General features: G+C 69.4%; 18 protein-coding genes and 1 pseudogene. 4 read left to right on the top strand and 15 right to left on the bottom strand.

Annotated elements, in window-relative coordinates:
• Positions 1 to 4 precede the first annotated feature (4 nt).
• Positions 5 to 163, bottom strand: a complete 159-nt coding sequence (locus ACTWOL_RS26205) for a hypothetical protein (RefSeq protein ID WP_474299245.1) — start codon at positions 161 to 163, stop codon at positions 5 to 7.
• Positions 164 to 258: 95 nt separating this feature from the next.
• Here ACTWOL_RS26205 and ACTWOL_RS26200 point away from each other — a divergent pair, with 95 nt between their 5' ends.
• Positions 259 to 930, top strand: coding sequence for a TetR family transcriptional regulator (locus ACTWOL_RS26200; protein ID WP_474299244.1), 672 nt, complete (start codon positions 259 to 261; stop codon positions 928 to 930).
• Positions 931 to 978: 48 nt separating this feature from the next.
• On the opposite strand, the gene ACTWOL_RS26195 is transcribed toward ACTWOL_RS26200, so the two are convergent.
• The 3 genes from ACTWOL_RS26195 to ACTWOL_RS26185 form a co-directional block, all read right to left on the bottom strand.
• Entirely contained in the window at positions 979 to 1,476 is a 498-nt protein-coding gene (locus ACTWOL_RS26195; protein WP_474299243.1) for a hypothetical protein, read from the bottom strand.
• 168 nt (positions 1,477 to 1,644) lie between these two features.
• On the bottom strand, positions 1,645 to 2,511 hold the full coding sequence (locus tag ACTWOL_RS26190; RefSeq protein WP_474299242.1) for a thioesterase family protein: 867 nt from the start codon (positions 2,509 to 2,511) through the stop codon (positions 1,645 to 1,647).
• 25 nt (positions 2,512 to 2,536) lie between these two features.
• Positions 2,537 to 3,217, bottom strand: a complete 681-nt coding sequence (locus tag ACTWOL_RS26185) for a trimeric intracellular cation channel family protein (RefSeq protein WP_474299241.1) — start codon at positions 3,215 to 3,217, stop codon at positions 2,537 to 2,539.
• Between the two features lie 476 nt (positions 3,218 to 3,693).
• On the opposite strand from ACTWOL_RS26185, the gene ACTWOL_RS26180 reads away from it, so the two are divergent.
• Both ACTWOL_RS26180 and ACTWOL_RS26175 read left to right on the top strand, forming a co-directional pair.
• The gene (locus tag ACTWOL_RS26180) at positions 3,694 to 5,559 is read left to right on the top strand and encodes a trypsin-like serine peptidase (protein ID WP_474299240.1); all 1,866 of its coding nucleotides are present in this window, start codon (positions 3,694 to 3,696) and stop codon (positions 5,557 to 5,559) included.
• A gap of 54 nt (positions 5,560 to 5,613) precedes the next feature.
• Positions 5,614 to 6,177 (top strand): hypothetical protein, encoded by a 564-nt coding sequence (locus ACTWOL_RS26175; RefSeq protein ID WP_474299239.1) that lies wholly within the window; start codon positions 5,614 to 5,616, stop codon positions 6,175 to 6,177.
• A 116-nt stretch (positions 6,178 to 6,293) separates the two neighbouring features.
• Here ACTWOL_RS26175 and ACTWOL_RS26170 read toward each other — a convergent pair whose 3' ends face one another.
• The 3 genes from ACTWOL_RS26170 to ACTWOL_RS26160 all read right to left on the bottom strand — a co-directional run bounded on the left by ACTWOL_RS26170 (position 6,294) and on the right by ACTWOL_RS26160 (position 8,347).
• Positions 6,294 to 7,223 (bottom strand): hypothetical protein, encoded by a 930-nt coding sequence (locus tag ACTWOL_RS26170; RefSeq protein WP_474299238.1) that lies wholly within the window; start codon positions 7,221 to 7,223, stop codon positions 6,294 to 6,296.
• A gap of 66 nt (positions 7,224 to 7,289) precedes the next feature.
• Positions 7,290 to 7,727 carry a hypothetical protein gene (locus ACTWOL_RS26165; protein ID WP_474299237.1) on the bottom strand — a complete coding sequence of 146 codons (438 nt, stop codon included), beginning with the start codon at positions 7,725 to 7,727 and terminating at the stop codon, positions 7,290 to 7,292.
• A gap of 152 nt (positions 7,728 to 7,879) precedes the next feature.
• Positions 7,880 to 8,347, bottom strand: a complete 468-nt coding sequence (locus ACTWOL_RS26160) for a hypothetical protein (RefSeq protein WP_474299236.1) — start codon at positions 8,345 to 8,347, stop codon at positions 7,880 to 7,882.
• 217 nt (positions 8,348 to 8,564) lie between these two features.
• On the opposite strand from ACTWOL_RS26160, the gene ACTWOL_RS26155 reads away from it, so the two are divergent.
• On the top strand, positions 8,565 to 10,610 hold the full coding sequence (locus ACTWOL_RS26155; protein WP_474299235.1) for a S8 family serine peptidase: 2,046 nt from the start codon (positions 8,565 to 8,567) through the stop codon (positions 10,608 to 10,610).
• 298 nt (positions 10,611 to 10,908) lie between these two features.
• Here ACTWOL_RS26155 and ACTWOL_RS26150 read toward each other — a convergent pair.
• The 8 genes and pseudogenes from ACTWOL_RS26150 to ACTWOL_RS26115 form a co-directional block, all read right to left on the bottom strand.
• Positions 10,909 to 12,000, bottom strand: a pseudogene (locus ACTWOL_RS26150) (ABC transporter ATP-binding protein); the annotation flags it as partial.
• Positions 11,997 to 12,989, bottom strand: a complete 993-nt coding sequence (locus tag ACTWOL_RS26145) for an ABC transporter ATP-binding protein (RefSeq protein WP_474299234.1) — start codon at positions 12,987 to 12,989, stop codon at positions 11,997 to 11,999. The gene ACTWOL_RS26145 and the pseudogene ACTWOL_RS26150, both read right to left, overlap by 4 nt.
• Before the next feature lie 4 nt (positions 12,990 to 12,993).
• Positions 12,994 to 13,956: an ABC transporter permease gene (locus ACTWOL_RS26140; RefSeq protein WP_474299233.1), complete on the bottom strand. Its 963-nt coding sequence runs from the start codon at positions 13,954 to 13,956 to the stop codon at positions 12,994 to 12,996.
• Positions 13,956 to 14,960 (bottom strand): ABC transporter permease, encoded by a 1,005-nt coding sequence (locus ACTWOL_RS26135; RefSeq protein ID WP_474299232.1) that lies wholly within the window; start codon positions 14,958 to 14,960, stop codon positions 13,956 to 13,958. Before ACTWOL_RS26135 ends, ACTWOL_RS26140 begins: the two co-directional genes overlap by 1 nt.
• 106 nt (positions 14,961 to 15,066) lie before the next feature.
• Positions 15,067 to 16,728, bottom strand: a complete 1,662-nt coding sequence (locus ACTWOL_RS26130) for an ABC transporter substrate-binding protein (protein ID WP_474301265.1) — start codon at positions 16,726 to 16,728, stop codon at positions 15,067 to 15,069.
• A 231-nt stretch (positions 16,729 to 16,959) separates the two neighbouring features.
• A complete protein-coding gene (locus ACTWOL_RS26125; RefSeq protein ID WP_474299231.1) occupies positions 16,960 to 17,781 on the bottom strand; it encodes an enhanced serine sensitivity protein SseB C-terminal domain-containing protein in 822 nt (273 codons plus the stop codon).
• Between the two features lie 110 nt (positions 17,782 to 17,891).
• Positions 17,892 to 18,644 (bottom strand): enhanced serine sensitivity protein SseB, encoded by a 753-nt coding sequence (locus tag ACTWOL_RS26120; protein ID WP_474299230.1) that lies wholly within the window; start codon positions 18,642 to 18,644, stop codon positions 17,892 to 17,894.
• 277 nt (positions 18,645 to 18,921) lie between these two features.
• A complete protein-coding gene (locus ACTWOL_RS26115; RefSeq protein WP_474299229.1) occupies positions 18,922 to 19,581 on the bottom strand; it encodes an AAA family ATPase in 660 nt (219 codons plus the stop codon).
• Between the last annotated feature and the right edge of the window lie 25 nt (positions 19,582 to 19,606).

The following is a 19,606-nucleotide window of genomic DNA, read 5'->3' as shown; positions in this document are numbered from 1 at the left end:
GGGCTCAGTGGGTGCGGCGGCGCGTGTGGCGCTCGCGTACGGCGAAGACGAGCAGCCAGACGCCGATGAGGGCGGCGGCGGCTGCGGACACGGGAAGCGGGATCTGTGCCACGGCTCCCAGGAGGACTCCCAGCAGGAGCAGCGCGGCAACAAGGGCGATCATGATCAGCCTTTCACTGAACGAAATCGAGTACAACTGTTCACCGACTTCTCAGTCTAGTATTCCCAGCACCAGAGAACACATGTTTACTGAATGGCATGAGTCACACCGTCGGCATCCGCCGGACCCAGAAGCTGAAGACCCGCCAGGCACTGCTGGACGCGGCCCTGCAGCTCCTGGAGCACCAGAGCCTGAGCAGCCTCGGCCTGCGCGAGGTGACCAGGGCGGTCGGAGTGGCGCCCGCCGCGTTCTACCGGCACTTCACGGATCTCGCGGAGCTCGGCGTCGCACTGGTGGAGGAGGCCCTGGGCAGCCTGCACGGGCTGATCTCCGAACTCCTCAAGGAGACGGGGGACGCGGAAGTACGGATCACCCGCACGGTGGACCTCATCGCACGCCACGTCCGGGACCAGCCCGCCCACTTCCGCTTCGTCGCGCGCGAGCGGCACGGTGGGGTCGGACCGGTCCGCGCGGCCATCGCGGCCCAGCTCGAGGCGTTCACCGACGAGGTGGCCGGGGCGTTCGCAAGGGAACCGACCTCCCGGGGCTGGACGGACGAGGACCTGCACATGCTGGCGGGGCTCTACGTCGAACACATGGTGCTCACCGCGTCGGCGTTCCTGTCGGTGCACGAGACGGAGCACGCCGGGGAGCGCGGCGCGCCCGACGAGCGGGAAGTGGCCCGGATCGCGCGCAATCGCCTCCGGATCGTCTCGCTCGGCCGCCGCTACTGGCTGGAGGACGACACCCTCGGGGCCCGCCGCGACTGAACGGCAGCTCGCCCTCACCCTCGCCGGGCAGGGCGGGTCCGCCCAGGCTCAGTCCCCGTCGTCGGCGGGCCGCCCCACGCCCGCCATGAACCGCCACACCAGCCCGTGCCCCAGCAGCACCAGCAAGATCAGCAGTACGGCTTCGGCCTGGAGACCCGAGAGACCGACGACACGGGCGACCCCGGGCGCCGCGCCGACCACGGCGATCAGCACATAGAAGACCGCGGCCGCCCCCATGGCCGGGGTGAGGACAGCGGACCTTGCGTCCTGGCGGCCGCGCGCGAGGAGCCGCAGCGTCGACGCACAGCCGAGCAGCGCGAGCACGACGAAGCTCGCCCGCCAGACACCGGGCGTCCCCCGACCTCCGACCTGGGCGAACAGCCCCATCGCCGCGGGAAGCAGAAAGGAGAGATAGACGCCGCCGACGATCCGGCGCAGCGGCGGCTGACGCATCCAGTCGGCGTGCCCCTGCACCACGTTCCACCAGAGGCCGACCAGCGTGAAGCAGGTGGCCGCGAAGAGCGCGTAGAACGTGCTGACATCCATCAGGCCTCCCGCTTCGGCATACCGGCGGTGACGCGGGGCCCGGCCGGCGCAGTGGCGAGCGTCGCACGAGGACGCCGCCGCTCCACGGGAACGACACGCACCCGGCCAGGTGCCAGACCGGGCCCGGCAGTGCTGGTATCACAGCACCGCCGGGCCCGGACCGAATGCCTAATGCGCCGTCAGCGGCGCCTTCGCCAGCTGTCGGGACTGGGCGACCAGGCGGTCGGCGCTGTCCCAGACCTCGGCGTCCTCCTCGAGGAAGCCGCCGGCGAGATTGCGGGTGGTGATCGCGACGCGCAGCGGACCGGGGGCCGGGCGGCACCGGATGTGGGTGGTGAGCTCGACGGTCGGGGTCCAGCCCTGGATGCCCAGCTCGAAGGCGGTCGGTGGCAGCGCGTCGACCGTCAGCAGCAGCGAGAGCGGGTCGGCGTCGCGGCCGTCGGCGAGCCCGAACCAGCCGCGCATCTCACCCTTGCCGGAGGGCGCCCCCACGACCCAGCCGACGGTGGCGGGGTCGAGCTTGATGTTCAGCCGCCCGGTGATCGCGGAGGAGCCGGGAATGGCCTCGGACGCGGGCCCGTCGCCCGGGCCGAGGCAGTGCTCGTACGGCGGGATGGCCGGCGGCTTCGCGGTCGTACGCACATCGTCGGGCAGCCGGTCCAGGTCGCCGTAGGTGGCGAGGACACGGATGCGCTCGACCTCGGTGCCGTCCTCCGCGTACTGGAAAAGGGAGGCCTGCCCCGTGGACAGGGTCCGTCCGGTACGGATGATCTCCGTGCGGATCACCGCGGGGCCGGGCTCGGACGGGCTGAGGTAATGCGCGGAGAACGTGAACGGGTCGGGGTGGGGCAGGGCGTCACCGAGGGCCCGCCCGAGCATCGCCTGGAGATAGCCGCCGTTGACGGCCTGGATGATCGTCCAGCCTGCGGAGAGCTCCGCGCTGTACACGCCCGGGACATGGGAGTCTCGCAGGGTGACAGCGGTGTCGCGGTCGAACTCGCTGTTCCCCATGGTTGCCTGTGCCACCTGTGCCATGTCTGCACCGTACAGCAGGAAACTACTAAGCGGTAGCTTTGCCCCCCGTCTCCTCCGTCTCAGTGGCCGCCGACCTGCGGTTCCATGCGCGGGGCGCCCGCCAGTGGTAGCGCATGGCGAGCAGCCGCAGGACGAACGCCGTCACCACGGCGAGACCGCTGGTGGCGGCGTTCAGCGCATCGAAACGAATACATAGCGCCACCATCGTGGCGCCGACCATCGCGGGGACGGCGTACAGGTCCCGGTCCCAGCGCAGCAGCGAAGGCACCTCGTTCGCGAGGACGTCACGCAGCACACCACCGCCGACGGCGGTGGCGAGGCCGAGCACGGCGGACGAGGTGAGGGAAAGGCCGTACTCGTACGCCTTCGTCGTCCCCGTGACACAGAAGAGCCCGAGACCGGCGGCGTCGAAGACATTGACCGAGCCCTGGATGCGCTCGACCTCCGGGTGCAGGAAGAAGACGAGCGCGGCGGCGACGAGCGGCATCAGGAAGTAGCCGAGATCGGTGAAGGCGGCCGGTACCGCCCCGATGACCAGGTCCCGGAAGAGCCCGCCACCCAGCGCGGTGCTCTCGGCGAGGACGGCGATGCCGAAGACGTCGAAGTTCTTGCGTACGGCGAGCAGGGCGCCGGAGATCGCGAAGACGAAGATGCCGGCGAGGTCGAGCGCGTGTTGAACGGAGGGGGTGAACAGTTCATGGAGCACGCCCCCAATTGTGCGGGGCGCGACTGCCTGGCTTGCCGGTGTGTGGTGGTGCGTGACGACTGCCACACCGTCCACCACCTGTGACCGGCACCACAACGGCGATGAACTCCTTTGCGGGGAAAAGTCGTTGACCGTAGGGTCCTGATCAGCTCGAACTGACAACCGGGCCCGGGCGCCTCTGTCTGACTCACAGATGCGCCTCTCACTTCACGGGGGATTCATGCGGATCATTCTCAGGCCATCGGCGACGCATACCGGATCTTCGGCGTTCGCCGGGTCAAGCGCACTGCCGGGCTGAGCCAAGAGCGGCTTCACCTCGCGCGCTCCCCGCAGGAGGACCGCCGGGAGCGCCCCGTGCGGCGGGATTCGCCGCACCTTTCGCATGCCGTGGAACGTTCCACCGGCCGGCCCTTTGTTCATACCCATGTACATGAAAGGCATTTGTGCGCTTCTCTCGTTTAGCCAGACTCACAGCGATGTGTATCGGTGCCGGAATTCTGGGTGTGTCGGCGACGACCGCGTCTGCGGCCGCTCCGGCCGCACCCACCGGACCGACCGCGACGACCACGCCGACGAGCCCGGCCGGACCGGCGGAACCCGAACCGGCGAACGACACCGACGACAACTGGGACAGTGAGGACGCCGCGGCCTTCTGGACCGAGGAACGCATGGCGTCCGCCGCACCCGAGAGCAATCCGGAAAGCAAGGCCGAGAGCAAGGCCAGGGCCGAGGCCAAGGGGGAGCCGATTCCGCAGGAGTCGGCTTCCGGGCAGGCGGCCCGCCGGGCCGGCAGAGCTCCGCGGGCAGCGATGGAGGATCCGTTCTACGAAGGCGTTCCCACCGTCGGCATGATCTACTACGTCGGCAGCGACCTGGCCACGCACAGCTGTACGGCGAGCGTGGTCCACAGCCCCCACGGCAATCTGCTGCTGACCGCCGCACACTGCGCGCTGGACAGCAAGCGGGCGTTCGTGCCCCAGTACCGCAGCAACAAGCCCGCCTCCCGGCAGCCGCACGGTATCTGGGCGATCGGCAAGGTCTTCAGGGACCCCCGGCGCACGAGGTTCGGCCCGGGATCAGACCTGGACTTCGCCTTCGTCACGGTGAAACCGGACAGGCTGGGCCGGCAGATCGAGTCGATCACCGGGGCCAACCGGCTCACCCGCACCCCCGGTTACGCAACCTGGGTCACCGTCATCGGCTATCCCAACAGCGTGAGCTCCCCCAAGGACCAGGCGGTCAAGTGCAAGACGAAGACCACCCGCCTGCCCGGGTACCGGCAACTGCGCATGGAGTGCGGCGGATTCTACGGCGGCACCTCCGGCAGCCCCTGGATCGCCAACTTCGACGAGAAGACCAAGACCGGCGAAGTGGTCGGCAACCTCGGCGGCTGGAACGGAGGCGGTCTGCTCAACGACAGCGACCGGATCTCCTTCAGCCCCTACTACGACGACGAGGTCTTCAGGCTCTACGACGACGCGGTGAACAACCGCACGCCGACGCGTTCCCCGCTGCCCTACTCGCCGTACACGGCCGGCGGCGGCGAACTGTGGGAGCACGCCCGGCTCATGGCCTCCGGCGACTACACCGGTGACGGCAAGGCGGACACCATCGTGGTGTGGACCGACGGCGAGGTCACCCTCTACCGCGGCAACGGTCAGGGCGGCTACGGCGGAGAGACCCAGCTCCTCTCGAAGAACGACCTCTGGAAGCACGCCACCGTGATCACCGGCGGCGACTTCACCGGTTCCGGCACCGCCGACCTGATCGTGCGCTGGTCCGACGGCGAGGTCAGCCTCTATGCCGATGTGACCGCCACCGCGAAGTTCTCCAAGGAGACGAAGCTGGCGGCGAAGAACTCGGTCTGGAAGAACGCCACACAGGTGATCGCGGGCCGGTACAGCGCCAACAAGTGGACCGACGACGTACTGGTGCGCTGGAAGGACGGCGAGGTCTCGCTCTACACGGACGTGAGCGACAGTGTGAAGTTCGGCAAGGAGAAGCAACTCCGCAAGCCGGAGGCGCTCTGGGAGCACGCGACGCTGCTGGCGAGCGGGGACTTCACCGGGAACGACAACTGGGACGTCCTGATCCGCTGGAGCGACGGGGAGCGGACCCTGTACACGGACGTGAGCGACGCCGGCCTCGGCAAGGAGGTGCAGATGCAGGCCCCGAATCCGCTGTGGAAGCACTCCGAAGTCCTGACCGCGGGTAACTACAACGGCAACGGCCACCCCGACGACCTCATCGTCCGCTGGAGCGACGGCGAGGTCACCCTGTACGCGGACACGGGCACCGCTCTGGGCGCCGAACGCAATCTGGTGCCCCCCAAGGTGCAGTAACAGGCGCCGGCTGAACCACAGCCGCCAGGCCACACGAGCGGAGACCAATCGACCATGTCGTTCATAGGTGCCACCACATATCTGGGCCTGAGCGTGGCCACGCTCGCCCTCGCGGCCTCTCCTTCGGCGGCTCCTGACGAGTCCGGCCTCGAGGTCAACGGGAACCGTCCCGCCCAGCGCGGGGCGGAGATCAAGATCGTCGCGACACTGGATCCGTTCACCCTCACCGACAGCGACTCCATCACCGTCGACTCACCGGTCTTCGTCGCCCCGGTGGAGATCCGGATGGGAAGGGCCTACTCGCACGGAAAGGCGAGGGTGCGCTGTGCCGTCCCACCCGGTTCCTACACGGTGAAGACGGTCGGGGAACAGGCCAAGACGGCGCAGGAGAAGTACGGGGTCGGGTGGACCACGCTGAAGGTGACGGCGGACGTGGATCCCGCCAACCGCGACTATTGCGCCAGCGCCCGCGGCAAGGAGGAAGTCCTCGGGACCCGGGCTGCCGACGACGGCGGAATCGGCACGACGACGGTGATCGTTGTGTCAGGGGCGCTGGCCCTCACGGCTGTCGCAGTCGGCGGGTTCGTCCTCCATCGCCGGCGCACGCGACAGCGGTAGCCCGCAGGCCGCAGGGACCGGCCGGAGCCGGTCCCTGCGGTTGCGCTCGAAGCCGGTTGTCCGCCGCCAGGCGGCATGGGGCCCGGCCACGGGGCCGGATACCGTGCGACGGGCGCTCAGTGGGTGCGGTTTCCACGGCGACGTGCGTATGTGGCGAGCAGCACTGCCGCGGCAACCCCCACAAGTCCGCCGACCGCGAGCATCGCCGTCCGGGTGCCCCCGCCGTCCTGGGAGTCCGGCCGCGACGTGCCGATGGTGATGCGGGCGGTCGCCTCTCGTTTGACGCATCCACTCACCAGGGTCAGTCGTGCTGTCCACGTACCGTCCGGCAGCCGCCGGTCGAGGGTGGCCTTCGCCCGCGTCGAGTCGCCCGGGCCGACGGTGCCCGCCTTGACGTTGAAGGGGCCTGCGGACAGCCCGCCCGGCCCGTCCGACAGGCTGAGCCTGCCCGTCGGGTCGAGGGCCCGCCCCCCGGTGTTCCTCACTCGAGCCGTGACCTTCGGTACGCCGGCCGCGGTGCGGACGCAGGTCAGGTTGTGGACGGAGAAGTCCGACCGCGGTTCCCCGCCTGGTCCTACGGACAGGTATATGCGCACTCCGGCGCGGGCCACGTTGCGTACCTGCTGTGAGCGGTCGGGCTTGGGACTGATCTCCGCCCAGATGACACCGTAGTGTTCGCCGCCGGTCGCGTCGCTCGCCACGGTGATCTCGGTCCACGCCGTCCTGGTCTCGTCGGGCGCCAGGACGACTTCCCTGGGCTCGACCGTCACCCACTCGGTGAGCTCGTTGCCGGCACGGCCGTGGTCGAAGACGAAGCCGTCCTTGCGGTGGACGGCGGCGGCCGCGGGGTAGAGCTGTACGCGGTGCCGCCGGTCCGACAGATTGGTGACGGCGATCCGTCTGCGAATCTGCTCTTTCGGTTGGACGTGGTCGATGATGTAGCGGTGGGCCCGTTCGTCGTCGCGGCGGCTGAGCGGCGCGTCGACGAGCCGGATGCCCACACTGACGTCATCGGACGCCGCCTGCCGCGGTACCTGCGCGGCCACGGGCGCGACCGACCCGCCGAGCAGTGACACCGCAAGTAGCAGCCCCCCCCCCCCCCCCCCACGGGTTCACGCCACGGAATGGGTCACCGTCCCGCTGTAGAGACCGCCCACGGCGTCGGGCGGAATGGTGATCTCCAGGGTCGGGTTCCAGCTCGCGCTGTTGTTTCCACTGCCCGAGGTCTTGGAGAACGCGGTGCGGGGGCTGCTCAGGGTGACCCGGTCGGCACGCGTGGGCTGGCCCGGCACGAAGGTACCGGTGCCGGTGGTGGCGGTCGCCGGCCCGGACCAGTAGGCCACCAGGTTCGGCAGGATGACTTCGGTGGCGTCGTCCGTCCCGGTGTCGAACTGCGTCGAGATCACCGACGCCGTCCACGTGGCGTTCGCGGCGGCCCGTCCGTCCTCCACCGTCACGGTGCCGAGCTGACCGCTGATCGTCTGCCCCGGGAACCCGGACCCCAGATGGTCCGAGGCGGGCACCTCGATCGTGAGGTTCGACGTCGACACGGTGAAGGTTACGGTCGTGTCGCCCGATGGTTGGGCGACTGCGGGCAGGGATGTCGCGCTGAGAAAGGCGACGACGGAGGAAAGCAATACTCTACCTGCGCACGGGGTCACCATAGTTCGGCATGTAAAGAAATCTCGGTATTCGTCCTGGATCATGCGACTGAGTGGGTGATCGTCCCGGTGTAGGTGCCGCCCAGAGCGGTCGTCGGCACCGCCACGATGAGCGTCGGCTGCCAGGCGGTGGTGTTGGCTCCGCTGCCCGACGTCTTGGTGAAAGCCGTACGCGGGACGCTGAGGCTCTGCGCCTGGGCACTCGTGGCCTGGCCCGGAACTCGGGTGCCAGGGCCGTTGGTTCTCGTGGTCTGGCCCGACCAGTAGGAGAACCGGCTCCTGGGGATCTGCCGGGCGGCGCCGCCACCGGGCGTGGTGAAGTCGCCCGCCGCCACCGTCGCCGTCCAGACCGTGTTCTGCCCGGCGCGCTTGTCCGTCACCTGGACCTCACCGAGCTGTCGGCTGATGGTCGCGCCGGGGAAGGTCGAGCCGAGATTCACCGAGGCCGGCACGGTGATCGTCAGTAGGTGGGGCTGTCGCGCGGTGCGTATCACGTCCTGACTCGCCACCGGCGCTCCTGCGCCGGGCAACGCCGTTACCACGACCGCCGATCCGACGCCCATCAGCGTCCACAGCATTTGCACGCCGCGACTATAGGGACTTGCGCGGCGACTTTGAGCCCATCGTCACCCGTTCGGACGGTTTCCTGGCAGCTTTGACCGGTTGGCGTTGCTCGACCGGATTCACCGATCCGCATCCCTCGGCGGATCTTCGCCCAGAAGCCCCATGCGTAACTCCGCACGCACAGTGGCGTACACCGTCCTCGCCCTGGCCCTCGCCGCCTCCGCCAGCCCCGCCCAGTCCACGCCGACGCACCACGGCGGCACAGGATCAACCCCGTTGGCCAGTGCCGGCGACAACCGCCTGAACGAAGACGGCCGTTCGACGTCGAGTCCGATCCATCCGAAGCCCACGCTGATCCGGCTTCGCACACGCACCTTCGATCCGACCACACCGGAGGGGGAACGCACCCGGCCGAAGGGCAACCTCCGGTCGAAGGACGGCAGCGCGTACCTCGTCCAGTTCGCGACCGCGCCACTCGACAGCCACCGCGCCGCACTCGAGGCACTCGGCGCACGGATCGGCTCGTACATCCCCGACTCGGCGTACGTGGTGCACATGGACAAGAAGACCCGGCGGCGCGTCGCCGAGCTGCCGTACGTGCGATGGGTCGGCCCGTACGACCCCGGCGACAAGTTCGACGGCGGGGCCGTACCGCCGAACACCCGCCGGTATCTCATCACGCTCGTGGAACCGGACGCCGACGCCCAACGAAACGTGGTCAAGCGGATCGCGAAGCACGGTGGCACCGTGCATGTCGCGTCGGCGAGCCGGCAACTGATCGACGCGACCCTTACGCAGGCGCAGGCACGCGCGGTGGCGCACCTCGACGCGGTGCTCGCGCTCGACGTCTGGTCGGCCCCCGAAGAGGACATGGACAAGGCCCGCGTCGCGGGCGGCGCCGACACACTCGAGACCGCGCAGGGCTATCTCGGCCAGGGCGTGCGTGGTGAGTTGATGGACGCCGGGGTACGCACCACACACCAGGAGTTCGCGGCGACCCCGCCGATCATGCACACCGCCAACACCGCCAGCACGAGCCACGGCACCTCCACGTACGGGCAGATCTTCGCCTCGGGAGTCTCCGCCAGCGCCCGCGGTCTGCTCCCCCAGGCGCAGCCCATCTTCGCCGCCAGCAGTCTGGTGACCGACCGGTGGGCGCATACCGCGCAGCTCGTCGACCCGGCGGGCTCGTACCGTGCGGTGTTCCAGTCGAACAGCTGGGGCAGTGCGCTGACATTCGGCTACAACACGACGTCGGCGGCGATGGACGACATCGTCTTCGACCACGACATCCTGATCTGCCAGTCCCAGGGCAACACCGGTAACCGATCGGCCCGCCCCCAGGCGTGGGCGAAGAACGTGCTGTCCGTCGGCGGCGTCTTCCACTACGACACCCTCTCCCGTACCGACGACGCATGGAACGGCGGCTCGGGAATCGGACCGGCCGCCGACGGGCGGATCAAACCCGACCTGTCGAACTACTACGACGCGGTCCGCACCGCCGCGAGCGGCAGCGACACCGCGTACACCGACACGTTCAACGGCACCAGCGCTTCCGCCCCGATCACCTGCGGCTACGCGGGTCTCGTCTTCCAGATGTGGGCCGACGGGGTCTTCGACGGCGGCCCCGGTCTGGACCGCGACGTCTTCGCGTCCCGGCCGCACGCCTCCACCGCGAAGGCGCTGCTGGTCAACTCGGCCGACCAGTACGCCTTCACGGGCGATTCCCACGACCTCGCGCGTATGAAGCAGGGCTGGGGTACGGCCAGCGCCGGCAACCTGTACCAGCAGGCGCAGGACGGCAACTGGCACCTGCCGATCCTGGTCGACGAGAGCAACGTGATCACGCAGGGCCAGACCGCGACGTACACGATGACCACCGACGGCAGCCGGCCCCTGAAGGCGACGATGGTCTACACCGACCCGATGGGCTCGCCGTCGGCGGCCCAGGCACGGGTCAACGACCTGACCCTGAAGGTCACCGCCCCGGACGGCACCGTGTACTGGGGCAACAACGGACTCGCGGCAGGGAACTGGTCGACGTCGGGCGGCTCGGCGAACACACTCGACACCGTGGAGAACGTGTTCATCCAGAACCCGGCCACCGGCACCTGGACGATCGAGGTCGTCGCCAGCCAGGTCAACGCGGACGGGCACGTGGAGACCCAGGCGACCGACGCCGACTTCGCACTGGTCGCCACCGGATAGGTCACCGGCTGACCACCCACAGGACCGCCCCCACGCACTGGTCAGGACCGGGCCGGTGCCTGCCGGCCAGTCCGCGCGAACGCGGAGGGCGGGCCCTGGATTCCAGGGCCCGCCCTCCGTGTTCACCGCCCGGGGTGCGGGGTCGGGTACCCCGCACCCCGAGGGGTTACTTGCTCGCAGGCGTCTCCGAGGCCCCGTCCGCTTCGGGAGCCTCGTCACGGGGCTCCGGGACGGCACCCGGAACCACGTCGGCATCCGCCGCCTGGACGTCTTCTGCGGCTTCCGCGGCTTCCGCGGCTTCCGCCGCTTCCGCGACCTCCCCCGCCGTCCCCACGACCGGATCCACGTCCTCCACGCCCTCGCGCACCGCCGAGACGACCTCGCCCGAGGTGCGGGCGAGCTCGCCCGAAGCGATCTCCGCCGTGAAGTGGCACGCCACCTTGTGACCGTCGCCGAGGTCGGTCAGCTCGGGCCGCTCCTTCGCACAGCGGTCCTGCGCCCAGGGGCAGCGCGTGTGGAACCGGCACCCCGCCGGCGGATTCGCCGGCGAAGGCAGGTCACCGTGGAGCAGGATGCGCTCCCGGCGGTCCTCGACCTCCGGGTCCGGCACCGGCACCGCCGACATCAGGGCCTTGGTGTACGGGTGCCTGGGCTCCGCGTACAGCGCGTCGCTCGGGGCCTCCTCCACCAGCGAGCCGAGGTACATGACCCCGATGACGTCCGAGATGTGCCGGACGACCGCGAGGTCATGTGCGATGACCAGGTACGTCAGGCCCATCGACTGCTGGAGTTCCTCCAGCAGATTGATGACCTGCGCCTGGATCGACACGTCCAGGGCCGACACCGGCTCGTCGCAGATGATGACGTCCGGTTCGAGCACCAGAGCCCGGGCGATCCCGATGCGCTGGCGCTGACCGCCGGAGAACTCGTGCGGGTAGCGGGACAGGGCGTTCGCCGGAAGCCCCACCTTCGCCAGGATCTCCTTGATCTTCTCCCGGCGCTCGTCCTGGTTCGCGCCGATGCCGTGCGCGGCCATGCCCTCGGACAGGATCGACTCGATGTTCTGCCGGGGGTTGAGGCTGCCCAGCGGGTCCTGGAAGACCATCTGGAGCCGCCGCCGGAAGGAGCGCAGCTCCCTCTCGGGGAGCTTGGCCACATCCGTGCCGTCGAGCACGACCTTGCCGTCGGTGATGTCGACGAGCCGCAGCACCGCACGCCCGAGCGTGGTCTTGCCGCAGCCCGACTCGCCGACCAGACCGTAGGTCTGGCCCGCCTCGACCGACAGCGAGATCCCGTCGACGGCGTAGACGTGGCCGACCGTGCGGTCGAAGAGAATGCCCTTCTTGACGGGGAAGTGGACCTTCACTCCGTCCAGTTCGAGCAGGCTCATGCCGGGACCTCCGTGGTGGCCAGGACCGGGTTGACGCAGCGGGCCTGGTGTCCGGCCTCGCGTGGTTCGGTCAGCTCGGGCGTGCCGGTCAGGCAGCCCATCTCGTAGCGGTCGCAGCGGGGCGCGAAGGCGCAGCCCTCGGCCCAGGCGATCTGGTCGTTGATGGACCCCCGGATGGGGCTGAGCGGCTCGCCACGCGGTGCGTCGAGGCGCGGGATGGAGCCGAGCAGTCCGTGGGTGTACGGATGCGTCGGGTGCGCGAACAGCTCACGCCGGCCCGACGACTCGACCACCTTGCCCGCGTACAGCACGTTGACCTGGTCGCACAGCCCGGCGACGACCCCCAGATCGTGGGTGATCATCAGCAGTGCGGTGCCTTCCTGGTCCACCAGTTCCTTGAGCAGTTCGAGGATCTGGGCCTGGATGGTCACGTCGAGCGCGGTGGTCGGCTCGTCGGCGATGAGCAGCCTCGGCGCACAGGCCACCGCCATGGCGATCAGGGCGCGCTGCCGCATACCGCCGGAGAGCTGGTGCGGGTACTCCTTGAGCCGCCGGCTCGGGTCGGGGATGCCGACCCGGTCCAGCAGGTGCGCGGCCTCCTTGCGGGCGGCCTCGCCCTTCAGGCCCCGGTGGCGCTGCAGGATCTCGGTGACCTGCACCCCGATCGGGACGACCGGGTTGAGCGACGACAGCGGGTCCTGGAAGATCATCGCCAGCTTGCTGCCGCGCATGTCCCGCATCTTGGCGGGGCTGAGCGACAGCAGGTCCGCGCCCTCGAAGTCGGCGTTCCCGCCGAGGGTGACGCCCTTGCGCGGGAGCAGGCCCATCAGGGCGAGCGAGGTGACGGACTTGCCGCAGCCCGACTCGCCGACCAGGCCCACGACCTGGCCCTGGTCCACGGAGAAGGACACTCCGTTGACGGCCCTGACGTCCCCCCGGCCGCGTCCGCCGAAGGTGACGGTGAGTTCGTCCACATTGAGCAGTGGCATGACATCAACCTCGCAGCTTCGGGTCGAGGGCTTCGCGCATGGCCTCGCCGAGCAGCGTGAAGCCGAGGGCCGTGATGATGATGGCCACCGCCGGATACATCGACATCATCGGCTCGTTGTCGAAGAAACGCTGGGCCTGGGAGAGCATCACGCCCCACTCCGGGACGGCCGGGTCGGGGTTGCCGAGACCGAGGTACGACAGCGCCGCGGCCTCGATGATGGCGGTGGCGAGGCTGAGGGTCGCCTGGACGATCACCGGGCTCAGCGAGTTGGGCATGATCTGCGTGACCACGATGCGCCGCTTGCGGATGCCGAGGGCACGCGCGGCCAGGACGTAGTCACTACCGCCCTGCGCCAGCATCGAACCGCGCAGCAGCCGGGCGAAGATGGGCACCTGCACCACACCGACGGCGATCATCACGGTGGTCAGCGACTGTCCCATCACCGCGGCGATGGAGACGGCCAGCAGCAGCGAGGGCAGCGCCAGCATGATGTCGGTGACGCGCATGACAACGTCGTCGACGCGCTGTCCGGCGCGTCCGCCGAGCGTGACAGCGGCGCCCGAGGCGGCGCCGATCACGGCGCCGATGACCAGGCCGATCAGCATGGAGACCACGCCGACGAGCAGGGTCTGCCGGGCTCCGACGAGCATCCGGGAGAACAGGTCGCGGCCGAGGTGGTCGAGTCCGAACCAGTTTCCGGCGCGGGCGCCGACGAACTTGCCCTGGTTCTGGAAGACCTCACCGCGCCAGGTCTGCTCGGTGGGGCCGTAGGGAGCGACCCACGGGCCGACGATCGCGACCAGGACGAACAGCGCGATGATCACCGCACCGATGATCGCCATCTTGCTGGCGCGCAGCCGTCGGAACGCCTCGCGCCACAGGCTGGCGCCGCTGGACGTCTCGGTCTTCGCGGTGAGTTCGGCGAGCCGGTCGATCTTCGAGGTCTTGGTAGTTGCCAGGCTCATCAGTGCACCCGCACCCTCGGATCAATGACGCTGTAGGCGAGATCGACCAGCAGGTTGATCAGGACGTACATCGTCGCGATGAACATGATGAAGCCGACGAGCACCGGATAGTCGCGGGCATCGATGGCGGTACGGATGAAGGAGCCGATACCGCCGAAGGAGAACACCGACTCGGTGAGCACCGCGCCCGACAGCAGGCTGCCGGTGAGCAGGCCGACCGTGGTGACCACGGGCAGCAGCGCGTTGCGCATGATGTGCCGGCCGCGGACGACCCGGCGCTCGAGGCCCTTGGACTCGGCGGTACGGATGTAGTCCTCGCCGAGCACCTCCAGCACGCTGGCGCGGGTCATACGCACGATGACGGCGAGCGGAATGGAGGAGAGGGCCAGCGCCGGCAGCACCAGATGCATGAGCGCGTCCCAGGAGGCGTCGAACTCACCGGTGAGAACGCCGTCGAAGACGGCGAAGCCGGTGATGTCGGTGGCGTCGATACCGGTGGACAGACGGCCGTAGCTGGGGAAGATGTGCAGGTTGACCGCGAAAATGCCCTTGAGCAGCAGGGCGAGGAAGAAGACCGGGATACAGATCCCGACGAGCGATCCGGACACCGAGGCCACGTCCAGCCAGCCTCCGCGCTTGCGCGCCGCGAGGTAGCCGAGCGGAATGCCGGCCACGACGGCGATGATCATCGCGGCGACGCTGAGTTCGACGGTCGCGGGGAAACGCAGGACGAACTCGTCCCACACCGGCTGTCCGGTCTGGGTCGAGGTGCCGAGGTCGAGTTCGAGGATGCGCTTGAGGAAGCGGCCGTACTGGACGTACAGCGGCTGGTCGAGCCCGAGCGCCCGGTTGATGCGTGCCACTTCGGCTTCGGTCGCCCGCTCGCCCAGGATCGCTGAGGCGGGTCCGCCGGGCAGCCGGTTCAGCCAGATGAACAGCAGAACCGACAGGCCGAGCAGGGTGGGTATCAGCTGGAGCAGTCGTCGTACGACGAGTCGCAACACCCCGCATGCCCCTTTCTTGCGTGTGTTGTACGAGTGGTACGGGAATGGGATGCGAGTCCGCCCGGCCGACGGAGTTCATCGGCCGGGCGGACCCTCATGCGGTGTGTTACTTGAAGGAGACCTCGGCGAAGTTCTCCTGCGTCAGCGGGGAGACCTTCGGCGGGTTGACGTTCTTGCCGAAGGCGATGGCCGGCGGCGACGAGGACAGCGGGACACCCGGCAGGTACTCCATGATGGCCTCGTTGGCCTTCTTGTAGAGCTCCACGCGCTTGGTCTGGTCGGCCTCGACGGAACCGGCCTTCACCGCGGCGAAGACCTTCGGGTCCTTGAAGCCCCACTGCTTGTCGTACTCGGCGAACCAGGTGCCGATGAAGTTGTAGCCGTCGTTGAAGTCACCGGTCCAGCCCAGCATGTGCAGGGCGCAGGAGCCGGCCTCGGTGGCGTCCAGGTAGTCCGGGGCCCACTTCATCGGCTTCGGGGTGACCTTGATGCCGGCCTTCTCCAGGTCGGCCTTGATCAGCTCGAAGATGTCCTGCGGCGAGGGCATGTACGGGCGGGTGACCTCGGTCGGGTAGCAGAACTCGACGGAGAGGCTGGGCTCCTTCGCTGCCGCCAGCAGCGACTTGGCCTTGGCCGTGTCGAAGGCGTACTTCTTCACGTTCTCCGAGTAGCCGGCGACCGTGTCGGGCATGAACTGGGTCGCGACCTTGCCGCCCTCGGGCAGCTGGGTCTTGACGAGGTTCTCGCGGTCGATGGCGTGCGCGATGGCCTGGCGGACCTCGGGCTTCTTCAGCGCCGGGTTCTTCTCCTGGGACATACCGAGGTAGAAGAGGTTGAAGACGTCACGGGTCGGCACCTTGAAGCCGGCGCTCTCCAGCGTCTTGATGTCGGCGGGCGCGACCAGGTCGTAGCCGTCGATGTCACCGGCCTGAAGGGCCTGACGACGGCCGTCCTCGGTGTCGAGGGTGCGGAAGACGAGGTTCTTCACCTTCGCCTTGTCGCCCCAGTAGTCGTCGAAGCGCTCGAGGGTGACTTCCTTGTTGCCCTTGTTCCACTTCGCGATCTTGTACGGGCCGGTACCGGCGACCGTGCCGGCCTCCTGGCTGTACTTGGGGTACGTGATGGCGTCGCCCTTGGCGCTCGCCTGCTGCTTCTCGTACTCCTTGATCGCCTTCGGCGAGTGGATGGCGAGGGCCTGGAGCGAGAAACCGCCGGGCAGGTTGGCCGAGGTCTCGTTGACCTCGATGACCGCGGTGTTCTCGTCCTTGGCGGTGCAGGACTTGTAGTTCGCCTTCGGCGTCTCCTTGTCCTCGTTCTTCTTGAACCCGCCCATGATGGTCTGCCAGTAGTACGAGACCGCGCTCGACTGGTACGTGCCCGTCCAGTTGAACCAGTGGTCGTAGTTGGCACAGACCGCGGCCGCGTTGAACGCCTCGCCGTCGTGGAACTTCACGCCCTTGCGCAGGTTGAACGTCCAGACCTTGCCGGCCGGGTCGCTGGACCACTTCTCGGCCAGCCCGCCCACGAGCTTGCTGCCGCCGGGCTCGTGCTCCAGCAGAGCCTCGAACGCCTGACGGGTGACCCGGAAGGTCTCACCGTCGCTCGCGAGGGCCGGGTCGAGAGAACCCGGGTCACCCGGAGCACCGAAGACGAAGGTGTCCTCCCCGCCCTTGCCACTGTCCTTGCCACGCTCGCTCGTGCATCCGGTGGCGATCAGGCCGACCGCAAGGACCGCCGTCACCGCCCGTACAGCCCGGGACTTCATTATTCGCATGGGTCCACCCCTGGTCGCCATGTGTGGTCTTGACCGGCCGAACACTACTCACGCATGTCAAGGCAGAGAACAGTCCGCATAGCGGTGATACCGAGCTGAGACCCGGACACTCACCAAATCGGGTGCTTGCGGGACATCACGACGCTTCGGTTAACTTCCCGGACACCGGACGGCGTTGGGCGGATGACCTGCAGATGGCGGCAGGAGACGCCGGCGGACCCTCGCTCAGCGGTACTGCGCAGTGGACGCCCCGCCCATGAAACCGGGTGGCGGATAGCCGTAACCGGGCCGGCCGGGCTGGTCGGGCGCGCCGTGCGCCTCGCGGTCGTAGAAGGGGCGGCCGTTGGCCCGCAGCCACAGAGTCACCGGGTCGTACTCGTCGGACATGGCCACGGTGGAGACGGGAAGTCCGTCCGGGACGGCGGCGATCGACTGCTGCATCATCGCCCGCACGCTCTCGACGGACTGCTGCCCCGTGTCGTACAGGTCCAGGCCGATGGCGAGGTACGGGGCGCCCAGCGCGGGCTGCACCCAGACCCTGCGCAGCGTGCGGATGGCGGGGGTGCGGTGGGCGTTCTGCGTGAGCAGCGCGTAGAACTGGGGCAGCTCGATGGCGGGCTCGGTCAGCCGCAGCGGTCCCGCGGGCATCCGGTCGAGCCCGGTGGCGATACGGCGCAGATCGGGCCAGGGGATGCCGACTCCGCCGCCGGGGGCGTGCGGGTTGAGCCAGATGCCGTACCGGTCGGGGAAGAGGGCGCGCGCGATGTCGGTGGCGCCGATGACCTCGTGGGCCCGGTTCCATCCGGAGGCGGCGAGCTCCTGGGCGGAGGTGACACAGGGGGCGTAGAGCTGGCCGTCCACCTCCATGTTCCCGTACTGGGCGTCGGGTGAGCCGGACTGGCCGTGCCACAGCAGCATCCAGAGGTGGCCTGCCGAGGGGTCGGCGAGTGCGTGGAGCAGCGCCTCGTAGGCGTCATAGCGCCCGGGCGTCACCTGGCGCAGCATGTGCTCGACCTGCCCGGCCGCCGCGGTGCCTGACGCACTCACTTGGGTCCCGCCCCTCTTCGATCCGCCATGGTGTGAGCGGCCGCACCGGGCAGTGCGGCGGCCTCGTCATCAAACCAGCTTATGCGGCCGTGCTGACACCGACTTGACGACTACACGTGCGACGACGGGTATTGCCGGGTGTAGAAGGGCCGCACCCGGTTCAGCATCCAGTCGCCGACGGGGTCCTGGGCGACGTCCAGCAGGACCAGGTTGACCGGCCACTTCACGGGGACCCGGCCGAGTGCGCGACCGAGTGCGTCCATGGGAGCGGTGCGGTGCTGCCCCTCCCATGCGGACATCTGGACGCCGATGAACAGCGTCGGCGCGTCACCCTCGATGCTCGCCAGGACACGACGGGCGGTCTGGACGACGCCGGTCTCCTCGAACTCCCCGGCCGCGGCGGCGAGGAAGTCGATCGGCTCCTCCTGCCAGTCCGGCTCGAACAGCCGCACCCGGCCTCCGCTCGCCGGGCCGTCCAGCGGTGTGCGGCCGACCCGGCACAGCTCGGCGACGGCGAGCGGCGGCAGCGGTACGCCGACGGCGCCCCCGGGGTTCACGGCCATGCCCAGCTGGGGCGGCAGCCCGCGCGCGAACTCGACCGCCGGAGCCACGGTCCCGGACATGTGCTCGCCCACGCACTGCAGAAACTGCTGGTGGGAGCTGAAGACGGGGACGTAGGGCGCCCCGTCTATCTCCAGCGTGGGCAGATCGAGGCTCGGGCTGTCCGGTCCGCCTCCGTTGGGCAGAGGCACCCAGACGTGGCTGCGGCCGAGCACCTCGACGATCCGGGCGCCCGCACCGGGCGTCCCGACGGATGCGGCCAGCACCTGTTCCAGTTCATTGGCGGGCCATGTCGTGTCCACTGCGTTCCCTGCTTCCCCGTCCGCCCCTGCCGGGCGCCGTCTCCCTGCGTCAGCAGGGTAGCCGGAAGGGAGTACGGCAGGTCGCCCGAACAGGCACGGCAGGGGGTGTCCGCCTAGGTCCTGTCCGGGCGATCTTTGAGGACCAGCCCGCGGCGTCAGATGCGGTGCATCGCAAGGCGAAGGATCGTCCCCGTACTGGACGTACTCGGACGACTCCGACAACGCAGCGAGGCGCCGCAGCTGTCGTCCGGGCCCGAGAAGATCGCCCGGACAGGACCTAAGGCCTCGCGCCGAACCCGATCCGTCCGAGGGCGGTCGCCGCCTCCCGGTCCAGCAGGACCGCGGAGGCGCACCCCCGCGGGAGGCGGCCGCGCTCGGCGTCCCGCACCAGCCGGGTGACGGCGCGCAGGTGCCTCCGGAAGGCGTACGGGGAGACGCCGCGTCCTCGCTCGCGCTGGCCGGCGCGGGCGACGGCCGGGGTGACGTCCAGGAGGAGCAGATGGAGGGACCGGCCGCGGCGGCGGGCCTCGCGGGCCAGCCAGCGCCGGACCCAGGACTGGGTGCCGCAGTCATGGACGATCACCCCGGAACCGGAGCGCAGCGCGCGCCGCAGCCCCGCGTAGTGGGCGACACGGACCAGCGGGCGGTACACCGCGTACGGCAGCAGCCGCGGCATCCGGGCGTCCCAGCGGTCGCGGGTGTCCTGGGAGTCGATCCCACCGCCGGCGGCGGCGCGCCGGATCAGCGTGGACTTGCCGCTCCCGGGCAGGCCGGAGATCACGACCACGTCCCCCTCGGCGAACTCCAGGGCCCGCGGACCGCGCCCGGCGCGTTCCCGCAGGTCACGCACCACGGGCTGGGACACGGGCGTGTGGGCGCCCAGGAATCCGCGTACGGATGCCCGGGACCCGGCGGGCACCGCGGCTCTCGTCGTCATCGAGGCACCTGACTGCTCCAACGTC

The sequence above is a fragment of the Micromonospora sp. IBHARD003 genome (assembly GCF_056106285.1).
The sequence above is the reverse complement of the archived record's forward strand: the minus strand, read 5'-3'. Positions and strand labels throughout refer to the sequence as shown.

Bases quoted from the DNA above. Each gene is read 5' to 3' on its own strand.
- ACTWOL_RS26205 (WP_474299245.1), bottom strand. From the start codon at position 163: ATGATCGCCCTTGTTGCCGCGCTGCTCCTGCTGGGAGTCCTCCTGGGA.
- ACTWOL_RS26155 (WP_474299235.1), top strand. From the start codon at position 8,565: ATGCGTAACTCCGCACGCACAGTGGCGTACACCGTCCTCGCCCTGGCC.
- ACTWOL_RS26140 (WP_474299233.1), bottom strand. From the start codon at position 13,956: ATGAGCCTGGCAACTACCAAGACCTCGAAGATCGACCGGCTCGCCGAA.
- ACTWOL_RS26175 (WP_474299239.1), top strand. From the start codon at position 5,614: ATGTCGTTCATAGGTGCCACCACATATCTGGGCCTGAGCGTGGCCACG.
- ACTWOL_RS26115 (WP_474299229.1), bottom strand. From the start codon at position 19,581: ATGACGACGAGAGCCGCGGTGCCCGCCGGGTCCCGGGCATCCGTACGC.
- ACTWOL_RS26195 (WP_474299243.1), bottom strand. From the start codon at position 1,476: ATGGATGTCAGCACGTTCTACGCGCTCTTCGCGGCCACCTGCTTCACG.
- ACTWOL_RS26190 (WP_474299242.1), bottom strand. From the start codon at position 2,511: ATGGCACAGGTGGCACAGGCAACCATGGGGAACAGCGAGTTCGACCGC.
- ACTWOL_RS26180 (WP_474299240.1), top strand. From the start codon at position 3,694: ATGTGTATCGGTGCCGGAATTCTGGGTGTGTCGGCGACGACCGCGTCT.
- ACTWOL_RS26200 (WP_474299244.1), top strand. From the start codon at position 259: ATGAGTCACACCGTCGGCATCCGCCGGACCCAGAAGCTGAAGACCCGC.
- ACTWOL_RS26145 (WP_474299234.1), bottom strand. From the start codon at position 12,989: ATGCCACTGCTCAATGTGGACGAACTCACCGTCACCTTCGGCGGACGC.